At 61.4% G+C, this 15,132-nt stretch carries 15 protein-coding genes; 11 read left to right on the forward strand and 4 right to left on the reverse strand.

The annotated features are described in order from the left end of the window. Window positions 1–40: 40 nt before the first annotated feature. The 3 genes from GKQ23_RS11680 to GKQ23_RS11690 all read left to right on the forward strand — a co-directional run bounded on the left by GKQ23_RS11680 (window position 41) and on the right by GKQ23_RS11690 (window position 3,837). Window positions 41–1,258 carry an ROK family transcriptional regulator gene (locus GKQ23_RS11680; RefSeq protein WP_212411238.1) on the forward strand — a complete coding sequence of 406 codons (1,218 nt, stop codon included), beginning with the start codon at window positions 41–43 and terminating at the stop codon, window positions 1,256–1,258. 120 nt (window positions 1,259–1,378) lie between these two features. Beyond that, the gene (gene bioD, locus GKQ23_RS11685; RefSeq protein ID WP_056241777.1) at window positions 1,379–2,044 is read left to right on the forward strand and encodes a dethiobiotin synthase; all 666 of its coding nucleotides are present in this window, start codon (window positions 1,379–1,381) and stop codon (window positions 2,042–2,044) included. A 335-nt stretch (window positions 2,045–2,379) separates the two neighbouring features. Further along, a complete protein-coding gene (locus tag GKQ23_RS11690; RefSeq protein ID WP_212411240.1) occupies window positions 2,380–3,837 on the forward strand; it encodes an MDR family MFS transporter in 1,458 nt (485 codons plus the stop codon). A 75-nt stretch (window positions 3,838–3,912) separates the two neighbouring features. Here the strand turns inward: GKQ23_RS11690 and GKQ23_RS11695 are convergent, their stop codons facing one another. Together GKQ23_RS11695 and GKQ23_RS11700 are read right to left on the reverse strand one after the other, a co-directional pair. After that, window positions 3,913–4,212, reverse strand: coding sequence for a DUF1161 domain-containing protein (locus GKQ23_RS11695; protein WP_369814408.1), 300 nt, complete (start codon window positions 4,210–4,212; stop codon window positions 3,913–3,915). 88 nt (window positions 4,213–4,300) lie between these two features. Continuing rightward, window positions 4,301–4,645 carry a DUF1283 family protein gene (locus GKQ23_RS11700; protein ID WP_212411242.1) on the reverse strand — a complete coding sequence of 115 codons (345 nt, stop codon included), beginning with the start codon at window positions 4,643–4,645 and terminating at the stop codon, window positions 4,301–4,303. A gap of 137 nt (window positions 4,646–4,782) precedes the next feature. Here GKQ23_RS11700 and GKQ23_RS11705 point away from each other — a divergent pair, with 137 nt between their 5' ends. Continuing rightward, window positions 4,783–5,109, forward strand: a complete 327-nt coding sequence (locus tag GKQ23_RS11705) for a YnfA family protein (RefSeq protein ID WP_056241464.1) — start codon at window positions 4,783–4,785, stop codon at window positions 5,107–5,109. Between the two features lie 92 nt (window positions 5,110–5,201). Here GKQ23_RS11705 and ydfG read toward each other — a convergent pair whose 3' ends face one another. Then, window positions 5,202–5,948, reverse strand: coding sequence for a bifunctional NADP-dependent 3-hydroxy acid dehydrogenase/3-hydroxypropionate dehydrogenase YdfG (gene ydfG / locus GKQ23_RS11710; RefSeq protein WP_212411244.1), 747 nt, complete (start codon window positions 5,946–5,948; stop codon window positions 5,202–5,204). Window positions 5,949–6,054: 106 nt separating this feature from the next. Between ydfG and GKQ23_RS11715 the strand changes: the two genes are divergently transcribed. From GKQ23_RS11715 to GKQ23_RS11740, 6 genes are all read left to right on the forward strand, one after another. Further along, window positions 6,055–6,282, forward strand: a complete 228-nt coding sequence (locus tag GKQ23_RS11715) for a hypothetical protein (protein ID WP_212411246.1) — start codon at window positions 6,055–6,057, stop codon at window positions 6,280–6,282. A 9-nt stretch (window positions 6,283–6,291) separates the two neighbouring features. Beyond that, window positions 6,292–7,614 (forward strand): guanine deaminase, encoded by a 1,323-nt coding sequence (guaD, locus tag GKQ23_RS11720; RefSeq protein ID WP_212411248.1) that lies wholly within the window; start codon window positions 6,292–6,294, stop codon window positions 7,612–7,614. Window positions 7,615–7,769: 155 nt separating this feature from the next. Further along, window positions 7,770–9,821 (forward strand): peptidyl-dipeptidase Dcp, encoded by a 2,052-nt coding sequence (dcp, locus tag GKQ23_RS11725; protein WP_212411250.1) that lies wholly within the window; start codon window positions 7,770–7,772, stop codon window positions 9,819–9,821. 69 nt (window positions 9,822–9,890) lie between these two features. After that, on the forward strand, window positions 9,891–10,523 hold the full coding sequence (locus GKQ23_RS11730; RefSeq protein ID WP_212411252.1) for an aspartate/glutamate racemase family protein: 633 nt from the start codon (window positions 9,891–9,893) through the stop codon (window positions 10,521–10,523). 99 nt (window positions 10,524–10,622) lie between these two features. Continuing rightward, on the forward strand, window positions 10,623–11,069 hold the full coding sequence (locus tag GKQ23_RS11735; RefSeq protein ID WP_056241449.1) for a DUF441 domain-containing protein: 447 nt from the start codon (window positions 10,623–10,625) through the stop codon (window positions 11,067–11,069). 58 nt (window positions 11,070–11,127) lie between these two features. Then, window positions 11,128–11,562 carry a hypothetical protein gene (locus GKQ23_RS11740; RefSeq protein ID WP_056241447.1) on the forward strand — a complete coding sequence of 145 codons (435 nt, stop codon included), beginning with the start codon at window positions 11,128–11,130 and terminating at the stop codon, window positions 11,560–11,562. 537 nt (window positions 11,563–12,099) lie between these two features. Here GKQ23_RS11740 and GKQ23_RS11745 read toward each other — a convergent pair. After that, window positions 12,100–13,374, reverse strand: coding sequence for a Glu/Leu/Phe/Val dehydrogenase (locus GKQ23_RS11745; RefSeq protein WP_212411254.1), 1,275 nt, complete (start codon window positions 13,372–13,374; stop codon window positions 12,100–12,102). 398 nt (window positions 13,375–13,772) lie between these two features. On the opposite strand from GKQ23_RS11745, the gene GKQ23_RS11750 reads away from it, so the two are divergent. Beyond that, window positions 13,773–15,113 carry a D-serine ammonia-lyase gene (locus GKQ23_RS11750; RefSeq protein WP_212411256.1) on the forward strand — a complete coding sequence of 447 codons (1,341 nt, stop codon included), beginning with the start codon at window positions 13,773–13,775 and terminating at the stop codon, window positions 15,111–15,113. Window positions 15,114–15,132: the final 19 nt, after the last annotated feature.

The raw sequence follows: 15,132 nt of genomic DNA on the forward strand, positions 1-15,132 counted from the left end.
AAAATAAGTATCAGGATGGGTGCGTAGTGGGAGCAGGGGTGTGATTGCTGACGGTCAGCCTGGTCATATAGATCAGATTAAACAGACAAATGCCGGCGCGGTATATCGCCTGATCGACCGCTATGGCCCGATTTCGCGTATCGAGCTCTCCAAGCGTGCCCAGCTGGCCCCCGCCAGCATCACCAAAATCGTCCGTGAGATGTTGGAAGCACACCTGGTGCAGGAGACCGAGTTTCAGGATCCGGGCAGCCGCGGCCGCCCGGCGATTGGGCTGGTGCTGGACACCGACGCCTGGCATTTTCTCTCGGTGCGCCTTGGCAACGGCGAGATGACCCTCGCGCTGCGTGACCTCAGCTGTAAAATCATCGTTGAACAGCTTATCCCGCTGCCGGCGGAGGCCGACGAGCCGCTGCTGACGCGCATCGTTCAGCAGATCGACCAGTTCTTTATTCTGCACCAGCGCCGGCTGGAGCGTCTGACCGCGATCGCCATCACCCTGCCGGGGCGCGTTAACGCGCAGACCGGCGTCGTCCACCGCATGCCGTTCTACCCGGTCAACGATATGCCGCTTGGCCCGGAGCTGCGCAAGCGCACCGGTCTGCCGGTCTATATCCAGCAGGACGTCTGCGCCTGGACCATGGCGGAGTCGCTGTTTGGTGCGGCGCGCGACGCCAGCGACGTGCTGCAGGTGGTGATTGACCATAACGTTGGCGCCGGGGTAATTACCGGCGGCCGCCTGCTGCACGGCGGTACCTCCAGTCTGGTCGAAATCGGCCACACGCAGGTCGATCCCTGGGGCACCCGCTGTTACTGCGGCAACAACGGCTGCCTGGAGACGGTGGCCAGCACCGACCGGCTGCTGGAGCTGGCCGCCCAGCGCATGCAGGCGTCGATGAGCTCCAGCCTGCACCATCAGCCGTTAACGGTGGCTTCGCTGTGCGACGCCGCGCTGGCCGGCGACCCGCTGGCGATTGAGGTGATCACCGGCGTCGGCAACAGCGTTGGCCGCATCCTGGCAATTATGGTCAACCTGTTTAACCCGCAGAAGATCTTAATCGGTTCGCCGCTTAACCGCGCGCAGGCGATCCTGTTCCCGGCGATTGATGCCTGCATCAGCCAGCAGGCGCTGCCGGACTACAGCCGCGCGCTGCAGGTGGAGGCCACCCGTTACCCGAACGACGGCACGCTGCCCGGTGCCGCGCTGGTAAAAGACGCGATGTATAACGGTTCCTTACTGATCTCCCTGCTGCAGGGCTGATAAACCCACTAAACCTTGCGCCAGCGCAATTCCCGCCACCCTGGGCTGCACTAAAATTTTCCCTCGTCACTTAGGTGTTCATTGGTCATTACGGGCAGCTTCTGCCTGTTGGAGTCCCTGATGTTAGAGAGAATATTTGTCACCGGTACCGATACCGAGGTGGGAAAAACGGTGGTCTCCCGTGCGCTGCTGCAGGCGCTGGTGGCCGCAGAAAAGCAGGCGGTCGGTTTTAAGCCGGTGGGTAAAGGCAGCCAGCAGACGGCCGACGGGCTGCGCAACAAAGATGCGCTGGTATTACAGCACTCCTCTTCGCTGCCGCTGGCCTATCAGGCGGTCAATCCGGTGACGCTGCCGGACGATGAGATCGGCACCAGCGGTGCCGCGATCGACTACGCCACCCTGAGCGATGGCCTGCAGGCGCTGACCGCACGGGCAGACTGCGTGGTGGTGGAAGGAACCGGCGGCTGGCGCAGCCTGATGGGCGACCTGCGCCCGTTGTCCGACTGGGTGGTGCAGGAACGGCTGCCGGTGGTACTGGTGGTAGGCATCAAACCGGGCTGTATCAGTCACGCGCTGCTCACCGCGCAGGCGATCCTGCAGGACGGCCTGCCGCTGCTCGGCTGGGTGGCCAACCGCATCAATCCAGGCCTGGCGCACTATGCGGAAATTATCGCGGTGCTGGCGGAAAAAATCCCGGCCCCGATGCTCGGCGAGCTGCCCTACCTGCCGCGCGCGGAAACCCGCGAACTGGCGCGTTATATCGATCTCTCGGCGCTGTCTCTCTGATTATCTGAACGGCTGAGGGGGCTCACTCCAGCCGATCACATTTCATGTTCGCCCTCTGCCACACTCTCGCTCTCGTTTCCCTTACTGCCTGTGCCGTCGCTAATGCGCGCTGAACTCTGTTGATCTCCTCTCTGCGGTGAGCCTGAACGCGCACGCGCGACGGCGTGTATTCCCTGCGACCGGCAAGGCTTAAACGGTGCGGCCCGCTGGTGTAACGCCTTTAAGATCATAATTCCTTGCCGGTTTGCGTACGCCGTTGCAAAAAATCCGCACAGACGGGAAACTGACCGGCAAAAAATGATGCACACTGTCAGAAGACGTTAAAAAGGGATGATATGACAGACACCACTGCACATACCGTGACGCACCGTCACTGGGTACTGATCGCCTGCATGCTGGCGATGTTTATGGCGGCAATCGAAGTGACCATCGTCGCCACGGCGATGCCGACCATTATTGCCGATCTCGGCGGCTTCTCGCAGTTTGGCTGGGTATTCTCGATTTACCTGCTGACCCAGGCGGTGACCGTACCGATCTACGGCCGGCTGGCGGATCTGTGGGGGCGTAAGAAAGTGTTCTTTATCGGCACCGGGCTGTTCCTGCTTGGCTCGGTGCTGTGCGGGTTTGCCAGCCATATGGGCTGGCTGATCCTGTTTCGCGCGTTTCAGGGGCTGGGGGCCGGGGCGATTATGCCGCTGACCTCAACCATCGTCGCCGATATCTACTCGCCGAAAGAGCGCGCCGGGGTACAGGGCTGGCTCTCCAGCGTGTGGGGCGTGGCGGCCATCGTCGGCCCGCTGACCGGGGCCTGGCTGGTGCAGCACTTTAACTGGGCGCTGATCTTCTGGGTCAACGTGCCGGTGGGTATTATCTCGATGCTGCTGCTGGCGCGGTTCTTCAGCGAAAGCCCGTCGGCGCGCGGCCAGCGCATCCGCGTAGCGGGGAGCGTCTGGTTAATGCTGGCGGTCAGCGCCTTACTGGCCGCGCTGCTGCAGGCAGAAAGCCTCGGCTACTGGAGCCTGCTGCTGCTGGCGCTGGCCGTGGTCGCCGGATCCCGCCTGCTGCTGCATGAGCGCACGGCCAGCGAGCCGCTGTTCCCGCCGGTGATCTGGCGCAGCCGCCCGCTGCTGGCCGGCAACCTCGGTAACCTGGCGATCGGCGCGGCAATGATGGGCATCAGCGCGTTTTTGCCTACCTGGATCCAGGGCGTTAACGGCGGCACGCCGCTGCAGGCGGGCAGTGCGCTGGCGATGATGTCGATCGGCTGGCCGCTGGCCAGCACGCTGAGCGGGCGGCTGATGCAGTGGAGTTCCTACCGGTTTACCGCGCTGCTGGGATCGCTGCTGCTGATCGCCGGCACCGCGATGCTGCTGGCGCTGCACCTCGGCAGCCCGATCTGGTACGCCGGGCTGTCTGCCTTCGTCATCGGCACCGGAATGGGCATGACCAGCACCACCTTCTTACTGGCGGTGCAGAACAATGCAGAGTTCTCAATTCGTGGCATCTGCACCGCGTCTATTATGTTCAGCCGCATGCTCGGCTCGGCGCTGGGCACCGCGGTGATGGGCGCGGTACTGAACTACAACCTGCTGCTCCGGCTACCTGACTACCGCGATCCGGTGCAACAGATTATGTCGCACCCGCAGCGTGAACGGCTGACCGAAGGAGGGCTGCAGCAGATGCTGGCGGAAATCGCCCATTCGCTGCACTGGGTGTTTGCCGTTTCGCTGGTAATTGCCTGCGCCAGCCTGCTGATCTCCAGACTGGTGCCGGCGCAGAAACTGCACCACTGAATTCCCGTTAACAAAAAAAATGCCGGTCACCTTAAGTGACCGGCATCAGGCCGCCTCATTTAAAGCCATTATCGCTTACTGTGCAGGCGCGTCCTGCGACGATCCCGCCGAGGCCGGCACATTGCTGTCGCCGTCGTTGCCGCTGCGCTTATAGACAATCTTCTGCGAATCATTTTCGCAGTGTCCAACCACCTGGCCGCCTGCCTGGTCCGCCTGATCGTTCGGCACCACGTCCAGCGTGAAGCCTGACGCCGGCACGCCGTTGTTAATAATTTTCTGATTGATATCCGCTTTGACCGATTCGCATGATGCCTGAGCCGCCAGCGGGGTGGCGACGATCAGTGCGGTTAACATCCACTTAAAACCTTTCATCATTTCATCCTTATGCGTTGAATCAGCGCTAATTATATGTCAAATCAGCAGGTCTGCAGGCCGGCACGGCTAATCAGCCGCATTTTCCTGTTTACGGAGCCACCGGGCGGCCGCTGCGGCGGTCGAGGCAGCGCAGGGTGTTCGGCTCCCAGTAGGCGTTAACGTTAAGGCTTTTCTCACAGTTATCGCGGGTGTCGAAGGCGCGATCGGCCTTATCAAACTCTTTCTCAACGCGGTTATTTACCTTGCCGCGCAGGCGGTGGGTGTCGTCCCACTGCTCTTTTTCCTGGCGTGCCTGCTCATTGCTCAGCGCATTGTTGCCGTCCTGAATAATCAGGCGGTCTGTGCGCGCCTGGGCAGCGTGCTGCACGGAGAACAGCGCTGCCAGCAGCAGAGGCAGGGCGGTGCGGGTCAGGCGTTGGGGCAATCTCTTCATAGGTCTTCCTTTCTGTCAGGCCGGGCGATCGGTAACGGCTGCACCAATAATGACGCCAGTATATCATTAGCCTTCAGGCGGCCACCAGCAAGCCGTAATCGCCGTTGAGCATTGAGTGAGAATAAAAGGATGAAAAGATGTTAACCACCACGCTGCTGTTTTTCGCCACCGCGCTGGCCGAAATTATCGGCTGTTTTCTGCCCTGGCTGTGGCTGAAAAAGGGCGGTTCGCCGTGGCTGCTGTTGCCGGCAGCGCTGAGCCTGGCGATGTTTGTCTGGCTGCTGACCCTGCATCCGGCGGCCAGCGGCCGCGTGTATGCCGCCTACGGCGGAGTTTACGTGGTCACGGCGCTGCTGTGGCTGCGGGTGGTCGATGGGGTCAGGCTCAGCGCATGGGACTGGACGGGGGCGGCGGTCGCGTTTTGCGGAATGCTGATTATCGTGGCCGGATGGGGCCGTGCATAAGTCAGGATGATGCGTTATCGGCGTGACGGATGTGTCGATCGTTAACGCGCCGGGCCATCTGTGAGCGGCCCGGCGCAACAGCGGTCTGGCGTTTATGCCTTGTGAACGCGCAGGCCCGCCTGGCTCTGGCCGACCGGCATCATCTCCAGCGCGGTGATGTTGACGTGTTTCGGCAGGGTAGCCACCCACCAGACGGCCTCGGTAACGTCTTCCGGAGTCAGCGCTTCGGCACCCTGATAGACGCTCTCGGCGCGTGAGTCGTCGCCCTTAAAGCGCACGTTGGAAAACTCGGTGCCGCCCACCAGGCCGGGTTCGAGATCGGTGACGCGCAGCGCGGTGCCGTGCAGGTCGGTACGCAGGTTAAAGCTGAACTGACGCACAAAGGCTTTGGTCGCGCCGTAGACGTTGCCGCCAGGATAAGGCCAGCTGCCGGCGATCGAACCGATGTTGATCACATGGCCGACGTTGCGCTCTACCATAGCCGGCAGGATAGCGCGGGTCATATACACCAGCCCTTTATTATTGGTATCGATCATATCTTCCCAGTCTTCCAGGCTGGCGCGGTGCGCCGGCTCAATGCCCAGCGCCAGCCCGGCGTTGTTGACCAGAATATCAATATCCCGCCACTCCGCCGGCAGGCTGGCCACCGCCGCATCGATCCCCGCGCGATCGCGCACGTCCAGTACCAGCGTATAAACACGGTCACCCAGCTCGGCTTTAAGCGCGTCCAGGCGCTCCTGGCGGCGGCCGGTGGCAATCACCTTGTGGCCTTCAGCGACAAAACGGCGGGCAATACTCTGACCAAAACCGGCGGTCGCGCCGGTAACAAATACGATCATCTCACAATTCCTTCAGGTAATTCAGGGTTAACCAACCCAGGTTCATTGAGGATACTCACCCGACACCATAGCACTCCACCGCCACGCTGATAAGTAGCGAATCTGGATGATTAATAAGAAATTACGCAATCCTTTGCCACCCGGCGGCAGCCGTTTAAAGCCCGTGCTCTCACGCCTGAGGGCAGGCCAGGATGGGCCGGTGGCGAAGGGAGGACGTTATTTGAACGCTAAGGCTCGCCAGCATGCAGGCATCAGCCACTCAGGTGGAATGTGGCGCAATTATTGCATTATTAAAAGCACGACCGTTGCTGGTCTGGCACCACTCAATCAATAAGGATTCGTTATGGCAACCTCATACACTCAGGCGCTGCGCGGCAGTTTTTTTGATATCCGTCACCCGGTGACCGCGGCAGAGCAGCTGTCGGATGCGGCCCGCTATATTGAGGATGGCCTGCTGCTGCTGCAGGACGGCATCATCGTCGGCCTCTGTGACTGGCAGCAGGGGCGACAGCTGCTGCGGGCGGAGAGCGACGCCATTGACTACCGCGGCCGTTTAATCGTGCCGGGCTTTATCGATACCCATATTCACTATCCGCAAACCGAGATGATCGGTGCTTACGGCGAACAGCTGCTCGAGTGGCTGAATCAGTACACCTTCCCGGTGGAGAGCCAGTACCACTGCCCGCAGCACGCGGCGCAGATGTCGGCCTTTTTTCTGCAGCAGCTGCTGAGCAACGGCACCACCACCGCGCTGGTGTTTGGCACCGTGCACCCGGAATCGGTGGAGGCGCTGTTCAGCGCCGCGGATGCGCTACAGATGCGGCTGATCGCCGGTAAGGTGATGATGGATCGCCACGCGCCGCCGGCGCTGACCGAAACGCCGGAGCAGAGCTACCGGCAGACCCGCGAGCTGATTGAACGCTGGCACAACCACGGCCGCCTGAGCTACGCGCTGACCCCGCGATTTGCGCCCACTTCGTCGCCGGAACTGCTGGAAAAAGTGCAGCAGCTGCGCGAGGAGTTTCCCGACCTGTGGCTGCAAACCCATCTCAGCGAAAATCCGCAGGAGGTGGCCTGGGTGCGCGAACTGTTCCCGCAGCATGAAAGCTACCTTGACGTTTACCATCACTACCGCCTGACCGGCCGTCGCAGCCTGTTTGCCCACTGCCTGCACCTTGAGGAGCAGGAGTGGGACTGCCTGCAGCACACCGGCTCCGCCATTGCCTTCTGCCCGACCTCAAACCTGTTTCTCGGCAGCGGCCTGTTCGACCTGCAGCGCTGCTGGCAGAAGCAGGTGAAAATGGGGCTGGGCACCGACGTCGGGGCGGGCACCAGCTTCAGCCTGCTGCAGACCATGGGCGAAGCCTACAAGGTAGGCCAGCTGCAGCGCTACCGGCTCTCTGCCCTTGAAGCCTTCTACCGCGCCACGCTCGGCGGTGCGCAGGCGCTGGATCTCGATGACCGCATCGGCAACTTTGAGGCGGGTAAAGAGGCGGACCTGGTGATTATCGATCCGGCCGTTACGCCGCTGCAGCAGCTGCGCCACGGCAACAGTCGCGATATCCGCGAGCAGCTGTTTGTACTGATGACGCTGGGTGACGATCGCAATATCGCCGCCACCTGGGTCAACGGCCGCTGCGTCTGGCAGCGTGATGCGGGTGTATGACGGGCTGACTCTGGATTTTCCTGCCAGTATAACGTGGAGGTGCAGCCAGCGCAGGGAGCAATGCCCGCAGCGCGTGGCCGGGTTGGGTAATCTGTCTGTCACGGGCGTCACAGGAGGTGCTACAGTGTCAGCAAGCGTAACAGGAGAATCGCATCATGACCGAGCTTCAGGACAACCCCTTTTATCAGGCCAGCGGCTTAAGCTTCGACGCCCCGCCGTTTGACCGCATTCGTGAAGAGCATTACCGCCCGGCGCTGCTCGCCGCCATCGCGCAGAAGCGTGAAGAGGTGGTGCGCATCGCGCATGAAACGGCAGCGCCGACCTTTGCCAACACTTACCAGGCGCTGGAGCAGAGCGGCCAGGCCCTGCGACGGGTGTATAACGTATTTACGGCGATAACCGCGGCCCATACCAGCGACGCGTTGCAGGCGCTGGACGAAGAGATCTCACCGCTGATGGCGGCGCTCGACGACGATATCCGCCTTAACGCTACGCTGTTCGCCCGGCTGGATGCGGTGTATCAGCAGCGGCAGCAGCTGGGGCTGGACGCCGAATCTCTGCGTCTGGTCGGGGTCACCTGGCAGAGTTTCGAGCTGGCCGGCGCGCGTCTGAATGCGGCAGATAAGGCCCGGCTGCGGGCGCTGAACCAGGAGGCGGCGACCCTGAGCAGCCGCTTTACCCGCCGCCTGCTGGCCGCCACCAAAAGCGGTGGGCTGGCGGTGAGCGATGCCGCCGCGCTGGCCGGTCTGAACGACGAACAGCTGAGCGCCGCTGCCGCCGCCGCAGAGGCGCGCGGGTTGAAAAATCAGTGGCTGCTGGTATTGCAGAACACCACCCAGCAGCCGATCCTGCAGCGTTTAAGCAACCGGCAGACCCGCAACGCGCTGTTCAGCGCGGCCTGGGCGCGCAGCGAGAAGGGCGACGAGAACGACACCCGTGAAACCCTGCTGCGGCTGGCGCAGGTGCGCGCGCAGCAGGCGAAGCTGCTGGGTTACGCCAGCTATGCGGCCTGGCAGCTGCAGGACCAGATGGCGAAAACCCCGCAGGCGGCGCTGGCGTTTATGCGTCAGCTGGTGCCGGCGGCCACCGCGCGTGCGAATAAAGAGGCGCAGGCGATCCAGCAGCTGATCGACGGCCAGCAGGGCGGCTTTATCCTGACGGCGGCGGACTGGCCGTTTTATGCCGAACAGGTGCGCCAGCGCGACTACGCGTTAAACGACGCGCAGACCGCGCCTTATTTTGAACTCAACGGCGTGCTGGAAAACGGCGCATTTTATGCCGCCAGCCAGCTGTTTGGCCTGCGCTTCAGCCCGCGGGCCGACCTGCCGGTTTACCACCCGGACGTGCGGGTGTACGAGGTGCAGGAAGCGGACGGCACGCCGCTGGCGCTGTTCTATACCGACTGGTTTAAGCGTGACAACAAGGGCGGTGGTGCCTGGATGGGCAACTTTGTTGAGCAGTCGACGCTGCTCGGCAGCCGGCCGGTGATCTATAACGTTGGCAACTTTACCCGGCCCGCCGACGGCCAGCCCGCGCTGCTGTCGTGGGATGAAGTGATCACCCTGTTCCATGAATTTGGCCACGCGCTGCACGGCCTGTTTGCCGAACAGCGCTATGTCAGCCTCTCCGGTACCAACACGCCGCGCGATTTTGTCGAGTTCCCGTCACAGATCTACGAGCACTGGGCCAGCGATGCACCGGTGTTTGACAACTATGCCCGCCACTATCAGAGCGGCGACGCGATGCCGGCCGCGCTGCGAGAGAAGATGTTACGCGCCGCCCGCTTCAACAAGGGTTACGAGATGAGCGAGCTGCTGGCCGCGGCGCTGCTCGACCAGCACTGGCACGGCCTCGACGCCGACGACGCGCCGCCGTCGGTGGCCGAGTTTGAGCAGCAGGCGCTGGCCGCTGAGCAGATCGCGCTGAATGCCGTACCGCCGCGCTACCGATCCAGCTACTTCCAGCATATCTGGGGCGGCGGTTATGCGGCAGGCTATTACGCCTATCTGTGGACGCAGATGCTGGCCGACGACGGTTTCGCCTGGTTCAGCGAACACGGTGGCCTGACCCGCGCCAACGGCCAGCGCTTCCGCGAGCTGATCCTGTCGCGCGGCAACAGCAGCGATCTGAAGCAGCTATGGCACGACTGGCGCGGCCACGAACCCCTGAGCGAACCGATGCTGGTCAACCGGGGACTGAAAGAGTAACGGAACGGTGCTCAGCAGGTTTCCGTGCCGTCATATGGCCCCGAATGCTAACGATAAGAGGATGTTGTTATGACCATTATTGCCTGCCTGCACGCGGCAGAGAGCAACGCTGCGGTATTTGAACAGGCGCTGGCAGCGCTGGACTACCCGGACGTGCAGTTGCTGCACCGGGTGGAGAGCGAGCTGTTTGCGCAGACCCAGACGGAGCAGGGGCTGACGCCGGAGATTGCCGACGCCACCCGCGCAACCATCGCCGCGCTGTGCCAGCAGGCCGATGCGGTGATCGTCACCTGTACCACGCTGGGCGCGGCGGCCTGGCAGGTCGACTTCGGCAAACCGGTGCTGCGCATTGATGCCACCCTGGCAAAGGTGGCGTCGCGCTATCACGGCAACATCCTGGTGCTGTGCACCGCCAGTTCGACGATGGAATCGACCACCCGGCTGTTCAGCGCCTTTATTCCCGGCGACCGGCTGGCGGTGGAGCTGGTGCCGCGCGCCTGGGCGTGGTTTAACCAGGGGGACACCGACGGCTATCATCAGCAGATCGCCGACTATATCACCGGCCGTGCCGAGTGCCCGCTCGGCTGCATTGTGCTGGCACAGGCTTCGATGAGCGGGGCGGAAAAACGCATCAACACCACGCTGGCGGTGCTCACCGGCCCGCAGGTAACGCTGCAGGCCGCGATCGAAGCGCTGGCCTGATGCGGGCGTAGCCAGCGGCAAAAAAACTCCCCGCCGGCCGGCAAAATTGTTTATCCTGTGTTGACATATTGTTACTCCCGTTACTGTTCAGGAATTCTGATGTTCGATCTTTCGCTGGTTATTCTGCTGTTCCTCGCCGCCCTGAGCTATTTCAGCCACAACATGACCGTTACCATCGCGCTGCTGGTGCTGGTCGCCATCCGCTTAACGCCGTTAAATCAGACCTTCCCGTGGATTGAGAAGCAGGGGGTAACGGTCGGCATCATCATTCTGACCATCGGCGTGATGGCGCCGCTGGCCAGCGGCACCCTGCCCAGCAGCACGCTGCTGCACTCGTTCCTGCACTGGAAATCGCTGCTGGCGATCGCGGTGGGTATTTTTGTCTCCTGGGTGGGCGGCAAAGGCGTCACGCTGATGAGCAACCAGCCAACGGTGGTCGGCGGCCTGCTGATCGGCACTATTATCGGCGTTTCGCTGTTTCGCGGCGTGCCGGTCGGCCCGCTGATCGCCGCCGGACTGGTCTCACTGCTGATCGGGAAGATGTAACCTGCGGCGGGCGCTGTGCTATGCTGCCCGCCGCATTTAATTAACTGAGAATCTATTCGTGAGCAGCAAACAGGATAAACGAAACAAACGTGCCAAACTAAAGGCTAAACAGGTCAACAAGGCGCGCGCGCACGGCCGCCAGCTGGACGCTATCGGCCGTCAGGAGTATCAGGCCACGCCGGAGATGGTTGAGCTGTTCCGGTCGCTGCCGGCACTGGATGAGAGCGGCGCGATGCCGTTCGTCGGTGCGGTTTATCGCTGGTGTCGCGAAGAGTATCAGTTTGACGGTGACAATGCGGAAGGCGAGGCGCTGCAGGTAGCGGCGCTGTGCGTGATGTATATTCACTGGACCACCCGCGATGGTGCCACCACGCTGGTGCAGAACGAGTTAATCGAAGCGGCGCTGACGTTGGTGGAAAAAAACGAGGCGTTTCAGCAGCAGTACGCGGCCGCAGAGGCAGAATTTGTCGTACTGCCGGCCGACAACGGCTAAAAAAAACGGCAGGTTCCCGTGGGAGCCTGCCAGTCATCCTGCCAACCCTACTTCAATTTTTCACTTCGCCGCGGTTATTATGCTCTGCGCGACGGGTTTGCCATCCGGGTGCAAAAGTGTGCTGCTGAACAGCTTCAACACCGCCATCATTTTCCTGATAGAAAAACATCACAGAATTCTCAGCCGCTGATGATTAACCGTCATTTTTGCCTGCTGTGCTGCTGATAATAGAGTCAAAAGAATTTAAATTCCATTTATTAATTAAATGGAACATTAATTCTTAGAGAAAGGTCATGGTTTCCAGTGGTAAAAAGCGCAGTCTGATAGTTTTTGATAGAAAAACTCTCTTTCGATCGTCCATTCCGGCATGCATCAGTAACGCGGATTTGTCAGAGCAGCACTCTGTAGTGAGAAGCGTCTGGCAGGTCACTCTCATCAGGTTTTGCCCGAATAGCGCAGCAGGGCGGGACTAGCGGGTCAGACATTTGCCTGAATGGTGCAGCAGGGCGGGCGCATCTGCGCCCGCCGCGTCGGGCATCAGCCCGGATAGATACCGCGATCTTTACGCGCCATCAGGATGCGTTCACAGGCCACGATATAGGCGGAAGTGCGCAGGCTGCACTCTTTTTCCCGCGCTTTATCCCATACGTGAACCATCGCCTCGGTCATGATCTTATCCATGCGCTCGTTAATTTCGTCCTCGCTCCAGAAGAAGCTGGCCATATCCTGCACCCACTCGAAGTACGAAACGGTCACGCCGCCGGCGTTACAGATCACGTCCGGCACTACGGTAATGCCGCGTGAGGCCAGCACGTCGTCGGCTTCAGGGTAGGTCGGGCCGTTGGCACCTTCGAGCACGATGCGGCATTTCAGCTTCTCAGCGCGCTGGCGGGTGATTTGCCCTTCCAGCGCCGCCGGGATCAGAATGTCCATCTCCACGTCCCAGAACGCCTCGTCGCTAATCACTTCCGCGCCGCTAAAGCCGGCGATTTTCTTGTTCGCCGCATTCCACTCGCTCAGCGCCGCCAGATCGATGCCGGCCGGGTTAAACAGCGTGGCGCTGTGGTCCTGCACCGCGACCACGCGGCCGCCGGCGGCGGCAAACAGGCGGGCCGCTTCGCTACCCACGTTACCAAAGCCCTGTACCGCCACGCGTGCGCCTTCCAGCTCGATACCGCTGCGCTGTGCCACTTCACGGCCGGTGATAAACACGCCGCGCCCGGTGGCTTTTTCACGCCCCAGCGAGCCGCCAAGGTGTACCGGCTTACCGGTCACCACGCCGGTAACGGTGGTGCCGTTGTTCATGGAGTAGGTGTCCATCATCCACGCCATTACTTTCCCATTGGTGCCGACGTCCGGTGCCGGAATATCCTTCTGCGGGCCGATAATCAGGCCAATCTCGCTGGTATAGCGGCGGGTCAGACGCTCCAGTTCACCCTCTGACAGCTTAAGCGGATCGACGCGGATCCCGCCCTTGGCACCGCCATAAGGCAGGTTGACCGCCGCACACTTGATGGTCATCCAGGCCGAAAGCGCCATGACTTCGTTGAGATCGACGTTAGGGTGATAGCGCACGCCGCCTTTGCCCGGTCCGCGCGACAGGTTGTGCTGCACGCGGAAGCCTTCGAAGTGGCGGATGGTGCCGTCGTCCATCTGCAGCGGGATATCAACGATCAGCGCGCGCTTCGGATGACGCAGGGTGTCGATCCAGCGGGAGAGATCGCCGAGGTAGGGGGCAACGCGGTCGATCTGCTGCAGATAGGTGGACCAGGCCGTTTTACTGCCTTCAGATACGTAGGAGAGCTTTTCCATAACCAACCTTTAATATGTTAGCACCTGCCCCGCGACCGTCCGGACCGGCGGGATGATGCTTAGTTATAACTTCTGGTAACCGTGGATGGCCCAGCGAAATTCACTGGGACAGCGCTAATTTAGCATCAAATAAAAGTTTCAAAGTTATTAAATTATTGTGAATTGCACCTGATTGGTGCAGAAAAGTGACTGCCGTGTGCATAGATACCGCGCTAACCTCGTCAGCCCGATGTGGTAGCCGTTGGCAGGCGTTAATTATGCAGTTAGACTGCATAGATGTGGTTTTTCCTTTATTTTTCAGAATTTTGAATGCGATCAAATTTTGCCAGTTGCGGCACGTAACGCGGTTGCAACCCCCAAAAATTCGCAAAATGACCATTTTGCCAGGAGAAGAGTCTATGACCCTTGACGTCAAAAGTCTTAAGCAGAATTTTCCTCTGCTTGATGCGATCTGTGCGCTACAACCTGTTAGCTGGTTCAACCCGGACTATGGTACGCTGGCGGCCGGCTACCCGCACGTAGGCCTGACCGCTGCCCAGGTAGCCGATGCAGCCGCGCGGCTGCACCGCTTTGCGCCGTACCTGATGAAGGTCTTTCCGGAGACGCGCGCCAGCCAGGGGATTATTGAGTCAGCGATCTGCCCGCTGACGCAGTTGCAGCCGGTGCTGGAGGCGCACTACCAGCAGCGGCTGGCGGGGCGGCTGTGGCTGAAGAAAGACAGCCATCTGCCGGTCTCCGGCTCGATCAAGGCGCGCGGCGGCATCTATGAGGTGCTGGCGCACGCGGAGCGGCTGGCGATCGCCGCCGGGCTGCTGCAGGAGGGCGACGACTACGCAAAACTGGCCGGTGATGACTTCCGCGCCTTCTTCAGCCAGTACCGCATCGCGGTCGGCTCCACCGGCAACCTCGGCCTGTCGATCGGCATCATCAGCGCGCAGCTCGGCTTTGAGGTGACGGTGCATATGTCGGCGGATGCCCGCGCGTGGAAGAAGCAGACGCTGCGCGATCGTGGCGTCAGGGTGGTGGAGTATGAGCAGGACTACGGCGTGGCAGTGGCGGAAGGGCGGCGTCAGGCCGGGGACGACCCGCGCTGCTTCTTTATTGATGATGAGAACTCGCACAACCTGTTTCTCGGCTACGCGGTGGCCGGCGAACGGCTGAAGCGGCAGTTTGCCGAACACAATATCGTGGTGGACGCCGACCACCCGCTGTTTGTCTATCTGCCCTGCGGCGTCGGTGGCGGACCGGGCGGCGTGGCCTTTGGCCTTAAGCTGGCGTTTGGCGACCACGTACACTGCGTGTTTGCCGAACCGACCCATTCGCCCTGCATGCTGCTGGGGGTGCATACCGGCCTGCATGATGAAATCTCCGTGCAGGATCTCGGTATTGACAACCTGACCGCCGCCGACGGCCTGGCGGTCGGCCGTGCCTCCGGCTTTGTCGGCCGCGCGATGCAGCGCCTGCTCAGCGCCTTCTATACGCTTAGCGACGAGGAGATGTATCGCCTGCTGGGGTTGTTACAGTGTCACGAGGGGCTGAGCCTGGAGCCTTCGGCGCTGGCCGGGATGGCCGGGCCGTGGCGCATCAGCGCGCAGCCGCAGGAACTGGCCGCGCAGGGCATCAGCGCAGCGCAGTTGTCGCGAGCCACCCACCTGGTGTGGGCGACCGGCGGTGGCATGGTGCCAGCGGAAGAGATGGCGAAATATCAGGCTGCCGCTGAAAAACTGCTGGCAGATTAAGCACTATTTGTACAGAAAG

The organism is Erwinia sp. E602 (assembly GCF_018141005.1).
In the GTDB taxonomy this organism is placed as follows: domain Bacteria; phylum Pseudomonadota; class Gammaproteobacteria; order Enterobacterales; family Enterobacteriaceae; genus Erwinia.

Coding starts and splice junctions, on each gene's coding strand:
- GKQ23_RS11735 (WP_056241449.1), top strand. CDS start 10,623: ATGTTCGATCTTTCGCTGGTTATTCTGCTGTTCCTCGCCGCCCTGAGC.
- GKQ23_RS11695 (WP_369814408.1), bottom strand. CDS start 4,212: ATGATGAAAGGTTTTAAGTGGATGTTAACCGCACTGATCGTCGCCACC.
- ydfG (WP_212411244.1), bottom strand. CDS start 5,948: ATGATCGTATTTGTTACCGGCGCGACCGCCGGTTTTGGTCAGAGTATT.
- GKQ23_RS11750 (WP_212411256.1), top strand. CDS start 13,773: ATGACCCTTGACGTCAAAAGTCTTAAGCAGAATTTTCCTCTGCTTGAT.
- GKQ23_RS11745 (WP_212411254.1), bottom strand. CDS start 13,374: ATGGAAAAGCTCTCCTACGTATCTGAAGGCAGTAAAACGGCCTGGTCC.
- bioD (WP_056241777.1), top strand. CDS start 1,379: ATGTTAGAGAGAATATTTGTCACCGGTACCGATACCGAGGTGGGAAAA.
- dcp (WP_212411250.1), top strand. CDS start 7,770: ATGACCGAGCTTCAGGACAACCCCTTTTATCAGGCCAGCGGCTTAAGC.
- guaD (WP_212411248.1), top strand. CDS start 6,292: ATGGCAACCTCATACACTCAGGCGCTGCGCGGCAGTTTTTTTGATATC.
- GKQ23_RS11705 (WP_056241464.1), top strand. CDS start 4,783: ATGTTAACCACCACGCTGCTGTTTTTCGCCACCGCGCTGGCCGAAATT.
- GKQ23_RS11700 (WP_212411242.1), bottom strand. CDS start 4,645: ATGAAGAGATTGCCCCAACGCCTGACCCGCACCGCCCTGCCTCTGCTG.
- GKQ23_RS11730 (WP_212411252.1), top strand. CDS start 9,891: ATGACCATTATTGCCTGCCTGCACGCGGCAGAGAGCAACGCTGCGGTA.
- GKQ23_RS11715 (WP_212411246.1), top strand. CDS start 6,055: ATGATTAATAAGAAATTACGCAATCCTTTGCCACCCGGCGGCAGCCGT.
- GKQ23_RS11690 (WP_212411240.1), top strand. CDS start 2,380: ATGACAGACACCACTGCACATACCGTGACGCACCGTCACTGGGTACTG.